Origin of the sequence: Amycolatopsis sp. 2-15 (genome assembly GCF_030285625.1) — a bacterium.
GTDB classification, from domain to species: domain Bacteria; phylum Actinomycetota; class Actinomycetes; order Mycobacteriales; family Pseudonocardiaceae; genus Amycolatopsis; species Amycolatopsis carbonis.
The window spans coordinates 3939745-3954315 of record NZ_CP127294.1 but is presented as its reverse complement, the minus strand read 5'-3'; the positions used below and the strand labels follow the sequence as shown (position 1 = coordinate 3954315).

The 14571-nt window shown below is 67.7% G+C and carries 18 protein-coding genes and 1 pseudogene; 9 read left to right on the top strand and 10 right to left on the bottom strand.

Going from position 1 to position 14571, the window contains the following annotated elements:
• Positions 1 to 269: 269 nt before the first annotated feature.
• The 3 genes and pseudogenes from ligD (QRX50_RS49575) to ligD (QRX50_RS49565) all read left to right on the top strand — a co-directional run bounded on the left by ligD (QRX50_RS49575) (position 270) and on the right by ligD (QRX50_RS49565) (position 1192).
• The gene (gene ligD / locus QRX50_RS49575) at positions 270 to 779 is read left to right on the top strand and encodes a non-homologous end-joining DNA ligase LigD (protein ID WP_353074128.1); all 510 of its coding nucleotides are present in this window, start codon (positions 270 to 272) and stop codon (positions 777 to 779) included.
• A pseudogene (gene ligD / locus QRX50_RS49570) lies at positions 727 to 852 on the top strand (non-homologous end-joining DNA ligase LigD); the annotation flags it as partial. The gene ligD (QRX50_RS49575) and the pseudogene ligD (QRX50_RS49570), both read left to right, overlap by 53 nt.
• Before the next feature lie 79 nt (positions 853 to 931).
• Positions 932 to 1192 (top strand): non-homologous end-joining DNA ligase LigD, encoded by a 261-nt coding sequence (gene ligD / locus QRX50_RS49565; RefSeq protein WP_353074127.1) that lies wholly within the window; start codon positions 932 to 934, stop codon positions 1190 to 1192.
• Positions 1193 to 1241: 49 nt separating this feature from the next.
• Here ligD (QRX50_RS49565) and QRX50_RS19675 read toward each other — a convergent pair whose 3' ends face one another.
• Positions 1242 to 1646, bottom strand: a complete 405-nt coding sequence (locus QRX50_RS19675; RefSeq protein WP_285973402.1) for a DUF2188 domain-containing protein — start codon at positions 1644 to 1646, stop codon at positions 1242 to 1244.
• Here QRX50_RS19675 and QRX50_RS19670 point away from each other — a divergent pair.
• The gene (locus QRX50_RS19670) at positions 1639 to 1956 is read left to right on the top strand and encodes an ANTAR domain-containing protein (protein ID WP_285973401.1); all 318 of its coding nucleotides are present in this window, start codon (positions 1639 to 1641) and stop codon (positions 1954 to 1956) included. The two genes, QRX50_RS19675 and QRX50_RS19670, sit on opposite strands and share 8 nt — an antisense overlap.
• 174 nt (positions 1957 to 2130) lie before the next feature.
• Here QRX50_RS19670 and QRX50_RS19665 read toward each other — a convergent pair whose 3' ends face one another.
• Positions 2131 to 2265 carry a hypothetical protein gene (locus tag QRX50_RS19665; protein ID WP_285973400.1) on the bottom strand — a complete coding sequence of 45 codons (135 nt, stop codon included), beginning with the start codon at positions 2263 to 2265 and terminating at the stop codon, positions 2131 to 2133.
• A gap of 170 nt (positions 2266 to 2435) precedes the next feature.
• Between QRX50_RS19665 and QRX50_RS19660 the strand changes: the two genes are divergently transcribed.
• On the top strand, positions 2436 to 3272 hold the full coding sequence (locus tag QRX50_RS19660; RefSeq protein ID WP_285973399.1) for an SAM-dependent methyltransferase: 837 nt from the start codon (positions 2436 to 2438) through the stop codon (positions 3270 to 3272).
• 264 nt (positions 3273 to 3536) lie between these two features.
• Here the strand turns inward: QRX50_RS19660 and QRX50_RS19655 are convergent, their stop codons facing one another.
• Positions 3537 to 4310 carry an AbiV family abortive infection protein gene (locus QRX50_RS19655; RefSeq protein WP_285973398.1) on the bottom strand — a complete coding sequence of 258 codons (774 nt, stop codon included), beginning with the start codon at positions 4308 to 4310 and terminating at the stop codon, positions 3537 to 3539.
• A gap of 375 nt (positions 4311 to 4685) precedes the next feature.
• Entirely contained in the window at positions 4686 to 4949 is a 264-nt protein-coding gene (locus QRX50_RS19650; RefSeq protein WP_285973397.1) for an ankyrin repeat domain-containing protein, read from the bottom strand.
• A 171-nt stretch (positions 4950 to 5120) separates the two neighbouring features.
• Between QRX50_RS19650 and QRX50_RS19645 the strand changes: the two genes are divergently transcribed.
• Complete coding sequence (locus tag QRX50_RS19645) at positions 5121 to 5564, top strand: amidohydrolase family protein (protein WP_285973396.1); 444 nt, start codon at positions 5121 to 5123, stop codon at positions 5562 to 5564.
• 59 nt (positions 5565 to 5623) lie between these two features.
• On the opposite strand, the gene ilvD is transcribed toward QRX50_RS19645, so the two are convergent.
• The 5 genes from ilvD to QRX50_RS19620 all read right to left on the bottom strand — a co-directional run bounded on the left by ilvD (position 5624) and on the right by QRX50_RS19620 (position 10675).
• Positions 5624 to 7321, bottom strand: a complete 1698-nt coding sequence (gene ilvD, locus QRX50_RS19640) for a dihydroxy-acid dehydratase (RefSeq protein ID WP_285973395.1) — start codon at positions 7319 to 7321, stop codon at positions 5624 to 5626.
• A 9-nt stretch (positions 7322 to 7330) separates the two neighbouring features.
• Positions 7331 to 7867, bottom strand: coding sequence for an iron chelate uptake ABC transporter family permease subunit (locus QRX50_RS19635; protein ID WP_285973394.1), 537 nt, complete (start codon positions 7865 to 7867; stop codon positions 7331 to 7333).
• Between the two features lie 233 nt (positions 7868 to 8100).
• A complete protein-coding gene (locus QRX50_RS19630; RefSeq protein ID WP_285973393.1) occupies positions 8101 to 8319 on the bottom strand; it encodes a hypothetical protein in 219 nt (72 codons plus the stop codon).
• Positions 8320 to 9633: 1314 nt separating this feature from the next.
• Positions 9634 to 9993, bottom strand: a complete 360-nt coding sequence (locus QRX50_RS19625; protein ID WP_285973392.1) for an MmcQ/YjbR family DNA-binding protein — start codon at positions 9991 to 9993, stop codon at positions 9634 to 9636.
• A gap of 112 nt (positions 9994 to 10105) precedes the next feature.
• Positions 10106 to 10675, bottom strand: a complete 570-nt coding sequence (locus tag QRX50_RS19620; RefSeq protein ID WP_285973391.1) for a TetR/AcrR family transcriptional regulator — start codon at positions 10673 to 10675, stop codon at positions 10106 to 10108.
• A gap of 141 nt (positions 10676 to 10816) precedes the next feature.
• On the opposite strand from QRX50_RS19620, the gene QRX50_RS19615 reads away from it, so the two are divergent.
• The 3 genes from QRX50_RS19615 to QRX50_RS19605 all read left to right on the top strand — a co-directional run bounded on the left by QRX50_RS19615 (position 10817) and on the right by QRX50_RS19605 (position 13148).
• A complete protein-coding gene (locus QRX50_RS19615; protein WP_285973390.1) occupies positions 10817 to 11380 on the top strand; it encodes a TetR/AcrR family transcriptional regulator in 564 nt (187 codons plus the stop codon).
• Between the two features lie 160 nt (positions 11381 to 11540).
• Positions 11541 to 12338, top strand: coding sequence for an SDR family NAD(P)-dependent oxidoreductase (locus tag QRX50_RS19610; protein ID WP_285973389.1), 798 nt, complete (start codon positions 11541 to 11543; stop codon positions 12336 to 12338).
• 168 nt (positions 12339 to 12506) lie between these two features.
• Positions 12507 to 13148 carry a nitroreductase family protein gene (locus QRX50_RS19605; RefSeq protein WP_285973388.1) on the top strand — a complete coding sequence of 214 codons (642 nt, stop codon included), beginning with the start codon at positions 12507 to 12509 and terminating at the stop codon, positions 13146 to 13148.
• A 28-nt stretch (positions 13149 to 13176) separates the two neighbouring features.
• On the opposite strand, the gene pcaDC is transcribed toward QRX50_RS19605, so the two are convergent.
• On the bottom strand, positions 13177 to 14346 hold the full coding sequence (gene pcaDC, locus QRX50_RS49560) for a bifunctional 3-oxoadipate enol-lactonase/4-carboxymuconolactone decarboxylase PcaDC (RefSeq protein ID WP_353074126.1): 1170 nt from the start codon (positions 14344 to 14346) through the stop codon (positions 13177 to 13179).
• Between the last annotated feature and the right edge of the window lie 225 nt (positions 14347 to 14571).

Genomic DNA, 14571 nt, shown 5'->3' with positions numbered 1-14571 from the left:
TCTCGTGCTGCACGATGGGCCCTCCGTCCTCGGTGGGGCGGGCAGGACGGGTTGTGACAGCGTCGGATGACGCTGCTCGCATGTTAGGCCGTTTGGTTGGTGGTCGTCCGATGTGTTCTGGTCACGGTGTTGTAGTGGGTAGCTGGCGGCGCTTGTCGGCGATGTGGCGCCGGCGTTCAGCAGCCAGCAACGACCGTGCGTGCACCGCGCACGGCCCGACCTCGACGCGGCGACGTGCCGCGCGGTCGTGGCAACGGGAGGTGAGGCCGATGGCGGAGAAGAAGCTGACCGTGCAGGTCGGCGAGCGGCAACTGGTGCTGTCCAACCTGGACAAACCGCTCTACAGCACGGGATTCAGCAAAGCCGAGGTCGTGCGGTGCTACACGCACATCGCCCCGGTCCTGCTCCCCCACATCAGCCGCCGGCCGATCACGATGGTGCGCTTCGCGGACGGCACCGATGGGGAAGCGTTCTTCGAGAAGAACTGCCCGCGCGGCGCACCCGACTGGGTCCAGACGGTGACGCTGCCCAGCTCCGGATCCCGCAGCGACCGCGGCCCCGGCACGATCACCTACCCGCTGATCGAAGACCTGCCGAGCCTGGTCTGGGCGGCCAACCTCGCCGCGCTCGAGCTGCACGTGCCCCAGTGGATGGTCGGCCCCGGTCCGAAAACGCCAGTCCCCGGACCGGCTGGTGTTCGACCTCGACCCGGGCGAGGGCGCCAGCGTGGTCGAGTGCGCCCGTGTGGCGGAGCGGCTACTGGAGGTCCTCACCGTTGACGGGCTCGCCCCGCTGCCCAAGACCAGCGGCTCGAAGGGCCTCCAGATCTGCTGCGGCGTCCGAACCCGCCGGCCCGACCGAACCTCCACCTACGCCAAGGCCATCGCCGAGCGGACTCGCCGCCGAGATGCCCGAGCTCGTGGTGTCAAAGATGGCGAAAACCCTGCGCACGAACAAGGTGTTGATCGACTGGTCCCAGAATCACGTCTCGAAGACCACGATCGCCCCGTACTCGCTGCGCGGCCGCGACACCCCCACCGCCTCCACCCCGATCACCTGGGACGAAGTTCGCTCCTGTCGCACCCCGGCCGAGTTGACGTTCACCGCCGAGGACGTGCTGCACCGCATCGACGAGCACGGCGACCTGCTCGCCGATCTGCACGACACCCGGGTGGCGTTGCCCGGCCGCTGACCCGCCGGCCGCTGGCCCACTGCGGGAGGGCAACACCGGCAGCGGCGGGTCAGCCGGGGATGTTGCGGGAGTCGCGGCTGCGCGGATAAGTGTGGCGCACGGCGATCGTGCCATCCATGTTCCGAATGAAGTGCTCCACGACGCGCTCGATCGCCATCTCCCGGCCCTTGGCCACCGCCTCCTCTTTCGAGCCGTGGGTGTGCGAGGCCTGCTGGTTGCCCTCGACCTTCGTCTTCCACTGGCCGGCCTCGTAGAAGCTCTCGACGTCACCCTTAACGAGCCTTCCTCCCTGTCCACCGGGCGCGCCCGCCGCGCCACCTTCACGCTGAATACCCGGGCCTCCACTACCAGGAACGCCGGTTTCAGGCGACCACCCGACGGGGTAAATACGGATGTCCTCGCGGGATCGGGTGACCAGCGGATCGAGGGGAGCAACCGTGTCGTTGGTGGACACACAGGCTGAGCGGACGAGCTGGCCGGCGCCGGCTGCCCGCCACGCGCACGAAGGCGTTGAGGCCGCGGCGGCCCTGGCCGAGGAGAACCGGCAGCTGCGGGACGCATTGCAGACCCGAGGAGTGATCGAACAGGCCAAAGGCGTGCTGATGGCCCAGCGCCGCTGCGGCCCGCAGGAGGCGTTCGACGTGCTCGTGACGCTGTCGCAGGACACCAACGTCAAGCTCCGCGACGTCGCACAAGCGTTCGTGGACGAGTTCCTCGCCACCGTGCCCGCAGAATCGCGCGGTGGCCCCGCGGCCCCTGCTTGACCGCGTGGCCACCTGCGGACACGTCACTTCCGGCCACACGGTGGCCTGTCACCGGCGCGCCACCCAGGGCCTACCCGTACATCCCCGCAGGAAACACGGCAAACGGGCCGGGTACTCCGGGTCGCCGGGCCCGTCTGCCAGACGCTCAACATGCCATCGCTCTACGGCGTGCATTCACCGCCGGATCGCGTACTGACTCGACAGCTGCTTCGAGTTCGCGATCACGTCGTCCCACGGCACCACGAAGCCGGTGATCTCCGTCAGGCACCCCGCGCACAGACTTATTGACCGGACCGTCCACACCGTCATCGCCGAGAAGCGCACCGCGAACGGCTGATCACCGCCGGTCAGGCATATCCGCCCGATTTTCGGCTAGTACTACGGCGACCCCGGCTTCGAGATGGTGGGCACGTTCGGCGATTTCGCCGAGGGTGACTACGCTCGGTACCGCTCTTGACACGAGTGACTGGAGGCAGCGGATGTCATCGGACGCCATGCAGCAGGACCCGAACGCACCGGTGGGGATCGACCCGAACCGCGCGAGCGTGGCGAGGGTGTACGACGCGTTGCTGGGTGGCAAGGACAACTACGAGGTGGACCGGCAGGTCGTGCGGGAACTGACCGCGGCCATGCCTGACGTGGTCGACCTCGCGGTCGAGAACCGCGCGTTTCTCATCCGCGTCTGCCGTTTCATCGCGAGCCAGACCGGTGTTCTGCAGTACCTCGACTGCGGTTCGGGGCTGCCGACCGCGGAGAATACGCACCAGGTGGTGCAGCGGATTCGGCCGGAGTCGAGGGTCGTGTACGTGGACAACGACGAGCTGGTCGTCGCGCACGGCCGGGCGCTGCTCGAGGAGAACGACCTCACCCGCTTCATCGAGGGCGACATCTTCGACCCGCGCAGCATCCTCGACGACGAGACGGTGCGTGGCCACCTCGATTGGAGCGAGCCGATCGCCCTATTCCAGATGGCGACGCTGCACCACCACAAGGGCGAGCGGCACCGCCCGGCCGAGGTGATGCACGAGTACATCGAGGCGCTGCCGTCCGGGTCCTTCGTGGCGCTCACCCACATCCTTGACCCCGAGGGCGAGGACACCGAGGCGATGCGCAACCTCGAGGAGGCAGTGCGCAACGGCTCCCTCGGCGGAGCGACGGCACGTACACGCGCCGAGATCGCCGAGCTGTTCGACAACCTCGAGCTCGTACCGCCAGGCCTGGTTGAGCTGGTGAACTGGTGGCCGGACGGACCGCGGCTCAGGCCCCTCAACACCGCACAGCGGCTGTTCGCGGGTGGCGTCGCCCGCAAGCTCTGAGCCTGCCGGGCTCTCTTCGGCTCTACTTCTACGAGCCCCTCTTGGGTAGGTTGTGCTCCAGCCGGCTGTCACTGCTTCGCGCGGTACCAGTCCGGGCCTTCGACCTCGAAGGTGTCGTCCGCGGTCACACGTTGGGGTGCTGTTTCGCCGAAACGGCGCCAGGCCTTCTCGGTGCGTCGCTGCTCGGCTTCCAGCGTCCCTAAACGACCGGGTCGTCGTCAACGGACTCGCCCAGCGTTCGGCCGTGACCATGACGTGCCGAAGTCAGGACTCCGCGGCCTGATCATTTTCCTGGTCAGAGGGTATTTCGGGTTTTTCGCCGGCGGGCTCGGCAGACCGCGCCGTCGTCTCTGCTGGATCGGGCTTTCCGCGCGAGCCCGCGTCCAGAAACGCTGCCCAGTCTTCAGGGTGAGCTACGGGAAGTAGCCGGAACTGTTGCTCATGGGTGCTGTCATACGGCGTCGTGGCGTCGTGCTTCATCCGAGTGTGATCGCGGATGAGTAGCATCTCGATCACCTGCGCCGCGGTCTGCAGGTCGGCGTCCGTCGTTCCGGCTGGGACCGCAGTCGGTGACTGCACGGATCCGTCGTCGGCCCGATCAACATAGAAGCCCCGCTGTTTGGCGCGGTTGGCCTCGCGAGCGGCAAGCTCGGCTTCTTCTTGCCGTCGCGCATAGGTCTTTTCCCACGTGTCGAGGTTCGAAACCAGCTCGCGGATACGGCTGTAGTCTCCCCGGAACTCGGCAAGCTCGTCGCCGAACACGACCGCTTCGAGGTACTTCGCCGTGTGACTACGTCCGTGCTGCGCAAGCTTATCCACTGCGCGGGGAGTTTCGTCCCCCTCGTTCCAGCTGAAGGAGAACTCCTCGTAGATCCAGCGGGCCTTGCCGAGTTCTTCCTGCGCCAGGACACTTAATGAGCGAGCACGCCCATACGAGCCGGCAGCCAACAAGGTATGGGCGTCAGCGACCAAGGCAGATGCGTTGTCCATCAACGCTTTCCAGAACTCGCGCGCCGCGGACGGACTCATCTCGACCATGGGGTCAGCCTGCATCATGCCGGAACTTGGGTCGACCTGGGAGTCCTACTGCACGCTCGGCAGGATGATCGAAGAGGATGCCGGTCCTGAGTCACTGGAGTGCCTGGCGCGCATCGAGCGGCTGGACCGGGCGCGAGCCGAAGCGCTCGACTGGCTTTCGGCCGCTGGTTCGGCCAGGGGTTCCTCGGCGCTGAGCAGCGCGACCTCGTCGACGTCTGCTCCGTCCCGAGTGGAGGCAGACCAGGCCCGGATCGCCACTGTCGAGGGCCCGTGTCTTTTCGGCGTCCGCGTTCGACAGCTCCCCTACGAGCTGCTCTGGGCTCGCGAGGTACCGGCCGCCGACATCGAGGCGGCAGGCCGGTGCCTCGTCGCACATCAACGGAAACCTGATTCAGCCGCACTCATGCCCGTATGGTCATTGGCAGGACGCAGAGGATCCGCACCCTGCAAGAGCAGATACGCCGTGGTGTCGACACGCAACGCCTCACCGGTCTGCACATGGCCGTCAATTTCGGCATCAACCGCATGGTGCAACAAAGTAAGACCATGATGTTCCTCGTTTACGTCAACACCACCTTCCAATATAGTGCGAAGTGTTTTAATATCTCCATTCTCGACCGCGATGTGCGCTCTGCTCATTGCACTCAACGATTACTTCCCCCTTCTGCCACGTTTGCGGAAACATTTGGAAATTGTAGTACCACGCGTAATGTCGCTGAGGGTTCCCTGGAGCTCCCACCTCCGGAACGGCGCCCTCCTGAAAAGTTTGGCCACGGCGGCCGCCCGCATGGTGCACAGACGGGCACGCGCATGCAGTGGGGTGTCGATGTCGGGTCGCTCGAACTGAGCACGCAGGTGCATCGCGTCGAACGGCCAGTTGTGCGCCACCACGATGCGGCCTGCCAGCCGCTCGACCCCGCGGCGCCGCACACCACCTTGTCGCATAGCCATCTCCTGCACGACATCCATTCGGTCATGGACCATTTCCGGTACTGCGCAGACCTGGTCGGCATCGAGCACGTCGCGGTCGGGCCCGACATCCTCTACGGCGACCACGTCGGCCTGCACACCGTGTTCGGGCATCTGCTCGGCAAGGCGACAGGAGGCGGACCGCGCCACGAGAAAGTGCCCTATGTGGACGGATTGGAGCACCCGACGGAGCACTTCGGCAACATCTGGAGGGAGCTGGTCCGAGACGGGCCCTCCGACAGCGAGATCGCGCCGTGCTGGGCGGCAACATCCTGCGGGTGCTGAAGGAAGTCTGGGCATGACCGCTGCGCCCGGCCGGATCGCCGGACGCAGTCCTGCCTGCGTTACCCGCAGACAGCGCCCTGAGAGGCCGAGCCGACGAGCCTGGAGTACTTGGCCAGCACGCCGCGCGTGTAGCGAGCGGGCAGCGGCGTCCAGCCCGCGCGGCGGGCCGCCAGCTCGGCGGCATCCACGCCGAGGTCCAGCATGCCGGTCGCGACGTTGAGGCTGACGGGATCACCATCGCGGACGAAGGCGATCGGCCCGCCGTCGGCTGCCTCCGGGGCGACATGGCCGACGCACAGGCCGGTCGTGCCGCCGGAGAAACGGCCGTCGGTGAGCAGCAGGACGTCCTTGCCGAGCCCCGCGCCCTTGATCGCCGCGGTGATGGCGAGCATCTCCCGCATCCCCGGCCCGCCCTTGGGGCCCTCGTAGCGGATCACCACGACGTCGCCTGCGATGATCGTGCCGTCCTCCAGCGCGTCCATCGCGGCGCGTTCGCGATCGAACACCCTGGCGGTGCCGGTGAACACGTCCGAGTCGAAACCGGCGGACTTCACGACCGCGCCGTCCGGCGCCAGGGAACCACGCAGGATCGTGATGCCGCCGGTCGGGTGAATCGGCGAGGCCATCGCGCGCAGCACCGTGCCGTCCGGGTCCGGCGGCGCGACCTCGGCCAGGTTCTCGGCGACCGTACGCCCGGTCACGGTCAGGCAATCGCCGTGCAGAAGATCCGCTTCCAACAACGCTTTCATCACCACGGGCACGCCGCCGATACGGTCGACGTCGGTCATCACATACCGTCCGAACGGTTTCACGTCGGCCAGGTGCGGCACCCGCGCACCGATCCGCGTGAAGTCGTCCAGGCTGAGCGCTACCTCCGCCTCGTGCGCGATCGCAAGCAGGTGCAGCACCGCGTTGGTGGAGCCGCCGAACGCCATCACCACGGCGATCGCGTTCTCGAACGCCTCCCGGGTCATGATCTGCCGAGCGGTGATCCCCTTGCGCAGCATCTCGACCACCGCCTCACCGGACCGCCGCGCGAACCCGTCACGCCGCCGGTCCGTCGCCGGCGGAGCCGCGCTGCCGGGCAGCGACATACCCAGTGCCTCGGCCGCACTGGCCATCGTGTTCGCCGTGTACATCCCGCCGCACGCGCCTTCGCCGGGGCAGATAGCGCGCTCGATCAATCCGACGTCCGCGCGGCTCATCAGGCCCCTGGCGCAGGCACCGACTGCCTCGAACGCGTCGATGATCGTGACTTCGCGCTCGCCGCCGTCCGACAGCGTGACCCGGCCGGGCAGGATCGAACCGGCGTAGAGGAACACGCTGGCAAGGTCGAGCCGGGCGGCCGCCATCAGCATTCCCGGCAGCGACTTGTCACAGCCGGCCAGCAGCACCGAGCCGTCCAGCCGCTCGGCCTGCATCACGGTCTCCACACTGTCCGCGATCACCTCACGCGACACCAGGGAGAAGTGCATGCCCTCGTGGCCCATCGAGATACCGTCGGACACCGAGATCGTGCCGAACTCCAGCGGGTAGCCACCCGCGGCGTGCACGCCGTCCTTGCTTGCCTTCGCCAGCCGGTCCAGCGACAGGTTGCACGGCGTGATCTCGTTCCACGAAGAAGCGACACCGATCTGGGGCTTCACCCAGTCGTCGTCACCCATGCCCACGGCCCGCAGCATCCCGCGCGCGGCGGTGCGCTCCAGGCCGTCCGTGACGTCGCGACTGCGCGGCTTGATGTCCGGAGTCTCGTCCATGGACGGAGCCTACCGCTCCACCACGCCACGAGGAGCACCAAAAGAGCTGTCACGGATAGCGAAGCAGGGTGGCAGGTTCGGAACCGTGCAGCTCGACGTCAGGCCGGCCCACAGGTCCGCGACGGCCAACACCACGAACAGGCCCAGTGCCCGGTAGGGACGAGTGGTCAGCCGGACGGCCGCTCCGGCGGGGGCGGCGAGGCCGAGCAGCAGCAGTGCTCCGGCCGCCTGCGCGGCTTCAGCGGTGCAAGCGCCGACGAGGGCGGGAAAACCGAACCCGATCAGCCGCACCGGCAGGCCGCAGGCAGCGGCGACGTCCGGATCCAGGGTCGCGAACAGCAGCCGCCGCGCGAGCAGCTGCATCAGCAGGCACAGCGCGGCACCGATGACCGCGGCGAGAACGGCGTTACCGGAACTGAAGCCGAAGATCGATCCGAACAGGACGTTCACCCCGGCGGCGCCGTTGCCGGTGCTGCGGTTGGTGGTGTAGACGGTGAGGAAGAAGACGCCGAGTCCCAGGATCCAGGCGAAGATGTTGCCGATCACGACGTCGTCCGGGTGTCCCCTGCGGCCCAGCGTGCCCCATCAGAACCGCGATCGCGATGGTCGCGGTGAAGAGCCCGATGCGCGGCTCGATCCCGAAGGCGAGGGTGGCCAGCGCTGCGATGAACGCGACGTGGCTGAGCGCTTCGCCGGTGAGGACCTGTGCGCGCAGCACAAGGAAGTAACGCCCGTTTTCGACCCGATTACAGTTCTCGACTCTCGTCCCACAGCCAGTCTCACCAGCTGCCTTCCGATTCAACGCACCGACGAGCAGCACGACCACCAGCAGCACCAGCAGCCAGGCACCCTGCCACCGTCAACACCGGCGGCGAACCAACGACGACCGCCACCACCAGTGTGCCGACGAGAACCCTGCCGAGCACCCGAACTGCGATCAGCGCCGCACGGTCGCGAACAACCACCTCGATGCTCGCCTTTCGTTCCAGAGAAAGCATCTACGGCACCGACGAACTCCACGACACAATCCGACACCGGCGAGCCCGAGAAGTCCGAACCACGACGACACTCGACGACACCAACATGCGACCACAACCGACGCTGAGCCGAGGAAACGATCTCGTCCGGCATCACTCGACACCATCCGACACAGCAAGGTTCCGACTCTTGACCAGCGGGTTCGGGGTTCGAGTCCCTGATGGCGCACCCTCATTCCCCAGGTTCGGATCACTTCCGGCCTGGGGATTTTGCGTTATGTGGAAGCGAATCGTCCGGTTGCCCATCGTCCACAATGGCCGGTGACGTGCCCGAGTCTTGCCCGAGCTGTCGCGTTGCCGACCGCGGGATGATCTTCGCGGACGACGGGTCAGCTCCTGGAACCGGCCGCCACATCCGCCGGGTCCAACGGGCTGCCATCAGACTGGGTGAACAACAGGCCGCTCTCAACCCATGCGGCACCGACCCTCATCCTGGTGAGCGAGGTGCGCACGCAGCACGACGACGGTGTCGGCGTCCAGCGCGACGAGACCTTCCGACGAGGTGGTCTTCGGGGCCGACTCGCCGACCTCCTAGCCGTACTGCACCCGGCCAGTCTGCTGCGGCAGTCCACACCTTCGCCTTCGGCGGATCGCGGGCGACAGCTCGACCAACGACGCCACGTTCACCGCCAACAAGCCTTCCTATTGACCGCCGGGTTCAAATGGCACGCAAGATCTCCCGGATCCGAGTTCGCAGGCCTTGGCAGGCCCGCCGCACATTCCGCCGTGCCTGCCAGCGCAGCGTTTGCCGACGCCGCAAGGGTCGTTTAGGGCCTGCTGGGCGCCGACTTCGCGACGAATCGGGCGCACGTCACAAATCGTGGAGGTCACGGTTGCCGTGGCCGTCCTCACGCAGCCGGTTCTATCCGATGATCATGAACGGAAAGACTCATGCTGATGCGTCTCGCACAGCTTCTGCCGGTGACATCACTGGCCGGGGCACAGTCGTGTCGGAGGCGTCGCACGTGGCGATTTCGCGAGTGTCCATTGACGTGAGTCTCATCGGCCTGACCGGTGTCCATCCAGAGTGGACAGTGAGTGCTGATCCCCGTTCATCGGAAAGCATGCGTGAGGCGGATCGGTCTTGTCCATCGCGGATGCGGCGAGCGGACAATCTCTCCACACTGTGACTCATCCCGAACCGGGAACCGCGGTAGACGGCCTGGACGGCTTCCAGCACCGCTACGCCGAAGTGAACGGCACCCGCATCCACTACGCGATCGGCGGCGCTTCGACCCTGCCTACTCGTCGAACTCGTCGTCGACCGCGGGACGGTCATCCCGGGCCATCGGGATGGGCGAGGTCGTAGGCGCGGGAGACCTTCTGGGGGACCACCATCCGCCATGCGTCCACGACGAGCTCGCGGGCCTCGGTCGGGTCCAGCGCGGCGAGCTCGGCGTGGACCCAGTTGAACCGCATGTCCGACGCCGACGGCATGAGGAACTTCGCAGGCTCGCCGGCGACGAGCGCGGCGCGCTCCTCCTTCGGGAACGCGAACTCCATCACCGTCTCGTCGAGGGAGAACGCGACATAAACGATCTGCTTGACCCGGAACTTCAACCGGCCACGCACGTAAACCGGATAGGAGCGCTCGAGCTCCGAGCCCAGGGCGCGAACATCCTCGACTACCGCCATGATGCACCTTCTCACCCGACGACGAGGCCGGCCAAGTCGCGCTCCCATCACCAGGGTGCTCCTCGAACAGCAGGTGCGGCCAGTCGGCCGCGCGCTCGGGGTCGCCTCGGGTTCAGTCGAGCAGGGTGAGCAGTGCCTCGACGTCGGCCTCGGGGTCGCCCACGCCGCCGCGCACCTGGACCCGCAGGCCCAGCCAGGCGTTGAACAGGATGGTGGCGAGCACCTCGGGGTCGCGCGAGGACCGCACGCTCCCGTCGCGGCGGCCTTGCCGGAGTAGGTCCGTCAGCAGCTGCCGGGTTGCGGCGAAGTGGTGTTCCACACTCCGCGCCACCTCGTTGTCCTCCGGCGACACTTCGGTGGCGCTGTTCACGGCGAGACAGCCGCGGCTGCCGACCGCGCCTTCGACCACGGAGGTTTCGAGCAGGGTGCGGATGGCCGACCGGGCGTCCACGGCCGAGTCGGCCCGTTCGCGTTCGACGGCTTCGCGCTGCGTGATGTAGCGGCCCAGGGAGCGCAGGAACAGGGCATGCTTGTCACCGAAGGTGTCATACAGGCTGCGCCGTCCGATCTTCATGTGGTCGACGAGTTCCTGCAGGGACGATTTCTCGTAGCCCCGTTCCCAGAACAAGCTCATCGCGCGCTCCAGCGCGACCTCGGGGTCGAACTCCTTGCTGCGCGCCACCGGGAACCTCCTTCGGTCATCGAGGCTACTCTGTTGAGAACGATTGGTGCACAAAGGCCGTGAGTCGCCGGTCACTCCCCCGAGCACAGCCAGTTCACGGCGTTATCATAGATGGTGGTGCGAATCTAAGAGAGGGGTGTCATGAGCCGCGTTTCACAGGCCCAGGCCCAGGAGAACCGCAAGAACGTCGTGGCCGCCGCGTCTCGGCTGTTCCGCGAGCAGGGTGTGCCGAATCTGCGGGTCGCGGACCTGATGAAGTCGCTGGGCATGACACACGGGGGCTTCTACAGCCAGTTCGCGTCGAAGGAGGCGCTGCTGACCGAGGCGACCGCCCTGGCCTTCACGAACCTGCTCGACCAGCTCGCGGGCTTCGACGAGTCAGCGGGGGAACACGGCGCGGCGCAGCGGGCGCTGGTCGAGTACTACCTCTCGCCGGAGCACCGCGACGACCCCGGTGACGGCTGCCCCACCGCCGGCTTCGTCGGCGACCTGGCCCGGGAGAAGACCGAGCCGCAGACGCGCGAGGCCTACGGCGACGGCATGCAGGGCTTCGCCGACTGGATGTCCACCGAGGACAACGACGGCCTCTCGCGCGTCTGCACCCTCGTGGGCGCGATCCTGCTCGCTCGTGCAACGGCAGATTCCGCGCTGTCGGAGAAGATCCTCGACAGCGCGCGCACCAGCGTGCTGGACACTTTGGACTGACCCGGCGTCCTGGCTCACGGCCGCACGTGAGCCAGGACTCCCTCACCCGCCTTGCCGTCTTTAAATTGGTACGGTAACTTAAAAGCCAGCCAAGGTGCTCTCGCACCCCGAGTCGGCTGTTCCCCTATTCGCAGATCCGTTGGCAGAGAGTGGTTTTGACATGAGCGACAACACCCGACCGGGCACGGCCGTCGTCACCGGCGCGTCCACCGGCCTGGGCGCCGACTACGCGCGGCGCCTCGCCGAGCGCGGCCACGACCTGGTCCTCATCGCCCGCACGAAGGAGCGCCTCGACAAGCTGGCCGCCGAGATCACCGGCAGCACCGGCCGCAAGGTCGAGGTCGTGGTCGCCGACCTCACCGACACCCGGCAGCTGCAGCAGGTCGAGGACAAGCTGCGCGGCGACGACACCATCGACGTACTGGTGAACAACGCCGGCGGCTCCCTGTTCGGCCCGCTCAACGGGGCCGACCCCGCCGCGCTCGAAAACCTGGTGACCCTGAACGTGACATCACTGACCCGCCTCACCACCGCGGTGGTCGGCGGACTGGTGGCCCGCGGCCACGGCACGATCGTGAACATCTCCTCGGCCCTGGCACTGAACATCATGCCGGTCTCCGCGACCTACAGCGCCACCAAGGCCTACGTGCTCGCCTTCACCCAGAGCCTGCACCAGGAACTCGCCGAGACCGGCGTCCGCGTGCAGGCCGTACTGCCCGGCGCACTGAGCACCGAGTTCTGGGACGGCTCCGGCATCGAGCTCTCCGCGTTCCCGGACGAGTGGGTCATGACCTCCGCGGACGCGGCGGACGCGGCGCTGGCCGGCCTGGACAAGGGCGAACCGGTGACCATCCTGTCGCTGCCGGAACTCGGCGAGTGGGAGGACTACGAGGCCGGCCGCCAGAAGCTGATCCCGAACCTGTCGCTCTCGACCCCGGCTCCGCGCTACACCACCTGACCGGCGCTCCCCCAGCTGCGGTTGCCCACGGTCCACTCCGGCCGTGGGCAACCACGTGTTTCGTAGCAGCCCCTGACCCGCGCACCGTCACGCGCGACACGTGGATTCCGCAACGATCGGTGCGTAATAATGACGGCCACCGTCCTCGACCAGCTTGGGGAGATTCCCGTGACAACGCTCGACTTGACGCCCGACGAACTGCTCTCCACCACCAGAGCCGTGCGCAAGCGGCTGGACTTCACCCGGCCCGTGCCCGACGAGCTCATCCGCGAGTGCGTGACGCTGGCGCTGCAGGCACCGACCGGGTCGAACGTCGTCACCGCACGCTTCGTGGTCGTCACCGATCAGGAAAAACGCGCCGCGCTCGGGGAGATCTACCGCGACGGCTACGACAAGTTCATGCGGTCACCCGGCTACCCACGCCGCTGGAAGTTCGAGGACGCGGAAACCAAGGCCCAGTACGACAAGATGTCCAGCTCCGCCGAGTACCTCGGCGATCACATGGGCGACGCGCCGGCGCTGGTGCTCGGCTGCAGCACCGGGCCTGACCGCTACTCCGCCGTCGCCGGGGCGTCGAACGTCCTGCCGTCGATCTGGAGCTTCATGCTCGCCGCCCGCGCACGCGGCCTCGGCACCGCGTGGACGACGCTCCACGCGCTGCGGGAGCAGGAGATCGCGCAGCTGCTGGGAATCCCGTACGACAACGTCGCGCAGCTGGTGATGATACCGCTCGCCTACACACTCGGCACGGACTTCAAGCCCGCGCCCCGGCCGGACGCGGAAGAGGTCATCCACTGGAACCAGTGGTGACCCCGATCCGGCGCCAGGGCGGCGGTCATCAGCCGGCGCTTCCGGTTTCCTCGGCGATGATCCGGTCGGCGATGCCGAACGCGGTGTTGGCGGCCGGGACACCGCAGTAGACGGCCGATTGCAGCAACACTTCCTCGATGACTTCGGGCGTCAGGCCGTCCTGCAGCCCCGCGCGCACGTGCAGGGCGAACTCGTCGTGGCGGCCGGTGGCGATCATCGCCGTCAAGGTCAGGCAGCGGCGGGTCTCCCGCGACAGCCCGGGCCGGGTCCAGATCTCGCCCCAGGCGTAGCGGGTGATGAAGTCCTGGAAACCTGAGGTGAAGGCGGTGGTGCGGGCGACCGCGCGATCCACGTGGGCGTCGCCGAGGACGGACCGGCGGGTGGCCAGGCCGGCGGCGTACCGGGAGGCGTCGTCGGTGGGGACGGCTGAGCCGGCGTCGGTGTCGAGGTGCTCGAGCAGTGCGGTCAGGACCGCCGAAGGCCGCTCGACCGCGGCCAGATGTGCCGCGCCGGCGATCTCGACGAGGCTCGCACCGGGAATCCGGTCGGCCAGTTCGCGGGCGTCGGCGATCGGCGTCGCGAGATCGGCGCGCCCGGCCACCACCAGGGTGGGGGCGCTGATCCGGGGCAGTTCGGCGCGGAGGTCGAACGGGGCAAGGGCGTCGCAGCACGCGGCGTAGGAAGCCGGGTCCGCCCCGCGCAGATCGGCCACCAGGGCCTGGGCCGCGGGCGAGTTCGCGAACGCGGGGGTGAACCACCGGCCGGCCGCCGTGTCGGCGAGCGGGCCGGTCCCGGCGGCCCGGACGCTGCTCGCCCGCTGGACCCATTGCCCGGCGTCGGCGAAGCGAGCCGAGGTGCAGATCAACGCGAGCGACGCAACCCGGTCGGGGTGGTGCACGGCCAGCCAGGAGCCGACAGCGCCGCCGAGGGAGATCCCGGCGTAGGCGAACCGGTCGACGCCGAGCCGGTCCGCCAGCGCCAGCACGAGGCCGGCGAGATCGGCGACCGTGGCCCCCTCGCGCAGGAGCCCGGCCGGGGAGCCGCCGTGCCCGGGCAGATCGAAGCGGATCACGCGTCGACGACGAGCCAGCGCCGGCACCTGCGCGTCCCACACCGCCGAGGAAGTGCCGAGCGACGGCGCGAGAATCAGCGGCCGCCCTCCGGCCGTGCCCTCGACGCGGTGGTGCAAGCCAGTCATCGGGTGCCTCTTCCGGGTGGGATTGGTCGGATCTGCAGCTTCGCCCGTCTCACGGAGATCAGTCAACGGAGACGAGCCGGATCACACTTTTCGAAATGGTCGACCCCGTTCTTCTCGGCCAAATGACGTAGGCGCACGGGAACAATGACGTACCCCGCGGCGGAGCAAAGTCGGATTGTGCGGGTTTCCGCAGGTTCTTAATGTCGTCTTCGTGTTTACAGGAGG

Bases quoted from the DNA above. Each gene is read 5' to 3' on its own strand.
- QRX50_RS19625 (WP_285973392.1), bottom strand. From the start codon at position 9,993: ATGGCGGTAGTCGAGGATGTTCGCGCCCTGGGCTCGGAGCTCGAGCGC.
- ilvD (WP_285973395.1), bottom strand. From the start codon at position 7,321: ATGGACGAGACTCCGGACATCAAGCCGCGCAGTCGCGACGTCACGGAC.
- pcaDC (WP_353074126.1), bottom strand. From the start codon at position 14,346: ATGACTGGCTTGCACCACCGCGTCGAGGGCACGGCCGGAGGGCGGCCG.
- ligD (WP_353074128.1), top strand. From the start codon at position 270: ATGGCGGAGAAGAAGCTGACCGTGCAGGTCGGCGAGCGGCAACTGGTG.
- QRX50_RS19615 (WP_285973390.1), top strand. From the start codon at position 10,817: ATGAGCCGCGTTTCACAGGCCCAGGCCCAGGAGAACCGCAAGAACGTC.
- QRX50_RS19630 (WP_285973393.1), bottom strand. From the start codon at position 8,319: ATGCTTTCTCTGGAACGAAAGGCGAGCATCGAGGTGGTTGTTCGCGAC.
- QRX50_RS19660 (WP_285973399.1), top strand. From the start codon at position 2,436: ATGTCATCGGACGCCATGCAGCAGGACCCGAACGCACCGGTGGGGATC.
- QRX50_RS19655 (WP_285973398.1), bottom strand. From the start codon at position 4,310: ATGGTCGAGATGAGTCCGTCCGCGGCGCGCGAGTTCTGGAAAGCGTTG.
- QRX50_RS19665 (WP_285973400.1), bottom strand. From the start codon at position 2,265: ATGACGGTGTGGACGGTCCGGTCAATAAGTCTGTGCGCGGGGTGCCTG.
- QRX50_RS19645 (WP_285973396.1), top strand. From the start codon at position 5,121: ATGCAGTGGGGTGTCGATGTCGGGTCGCTCGAACTGAGCACGCAGGTG.
- QRX50_RS19650 (WP_285973397.1), bottom strand. From the start codon at position 4,949: ATGAGCAGAGCGCACATCGCGGTCGAGAATGGAGATATTAAAACACTT.
- QRX50_RS19610 (WP_285973389.1), top strand. From the start codon at position 11,541: ATGAGCGACAACACCCGACCGGGCACGGCCGTCGTCACCGGCGCGTCC.
- ligD (WP_353074127.1), top strand. From the start codon at position 932: ATGGCGAAAACCCTGCGCACGAACAAGGTGTTGATCGACTGGTCCCAG.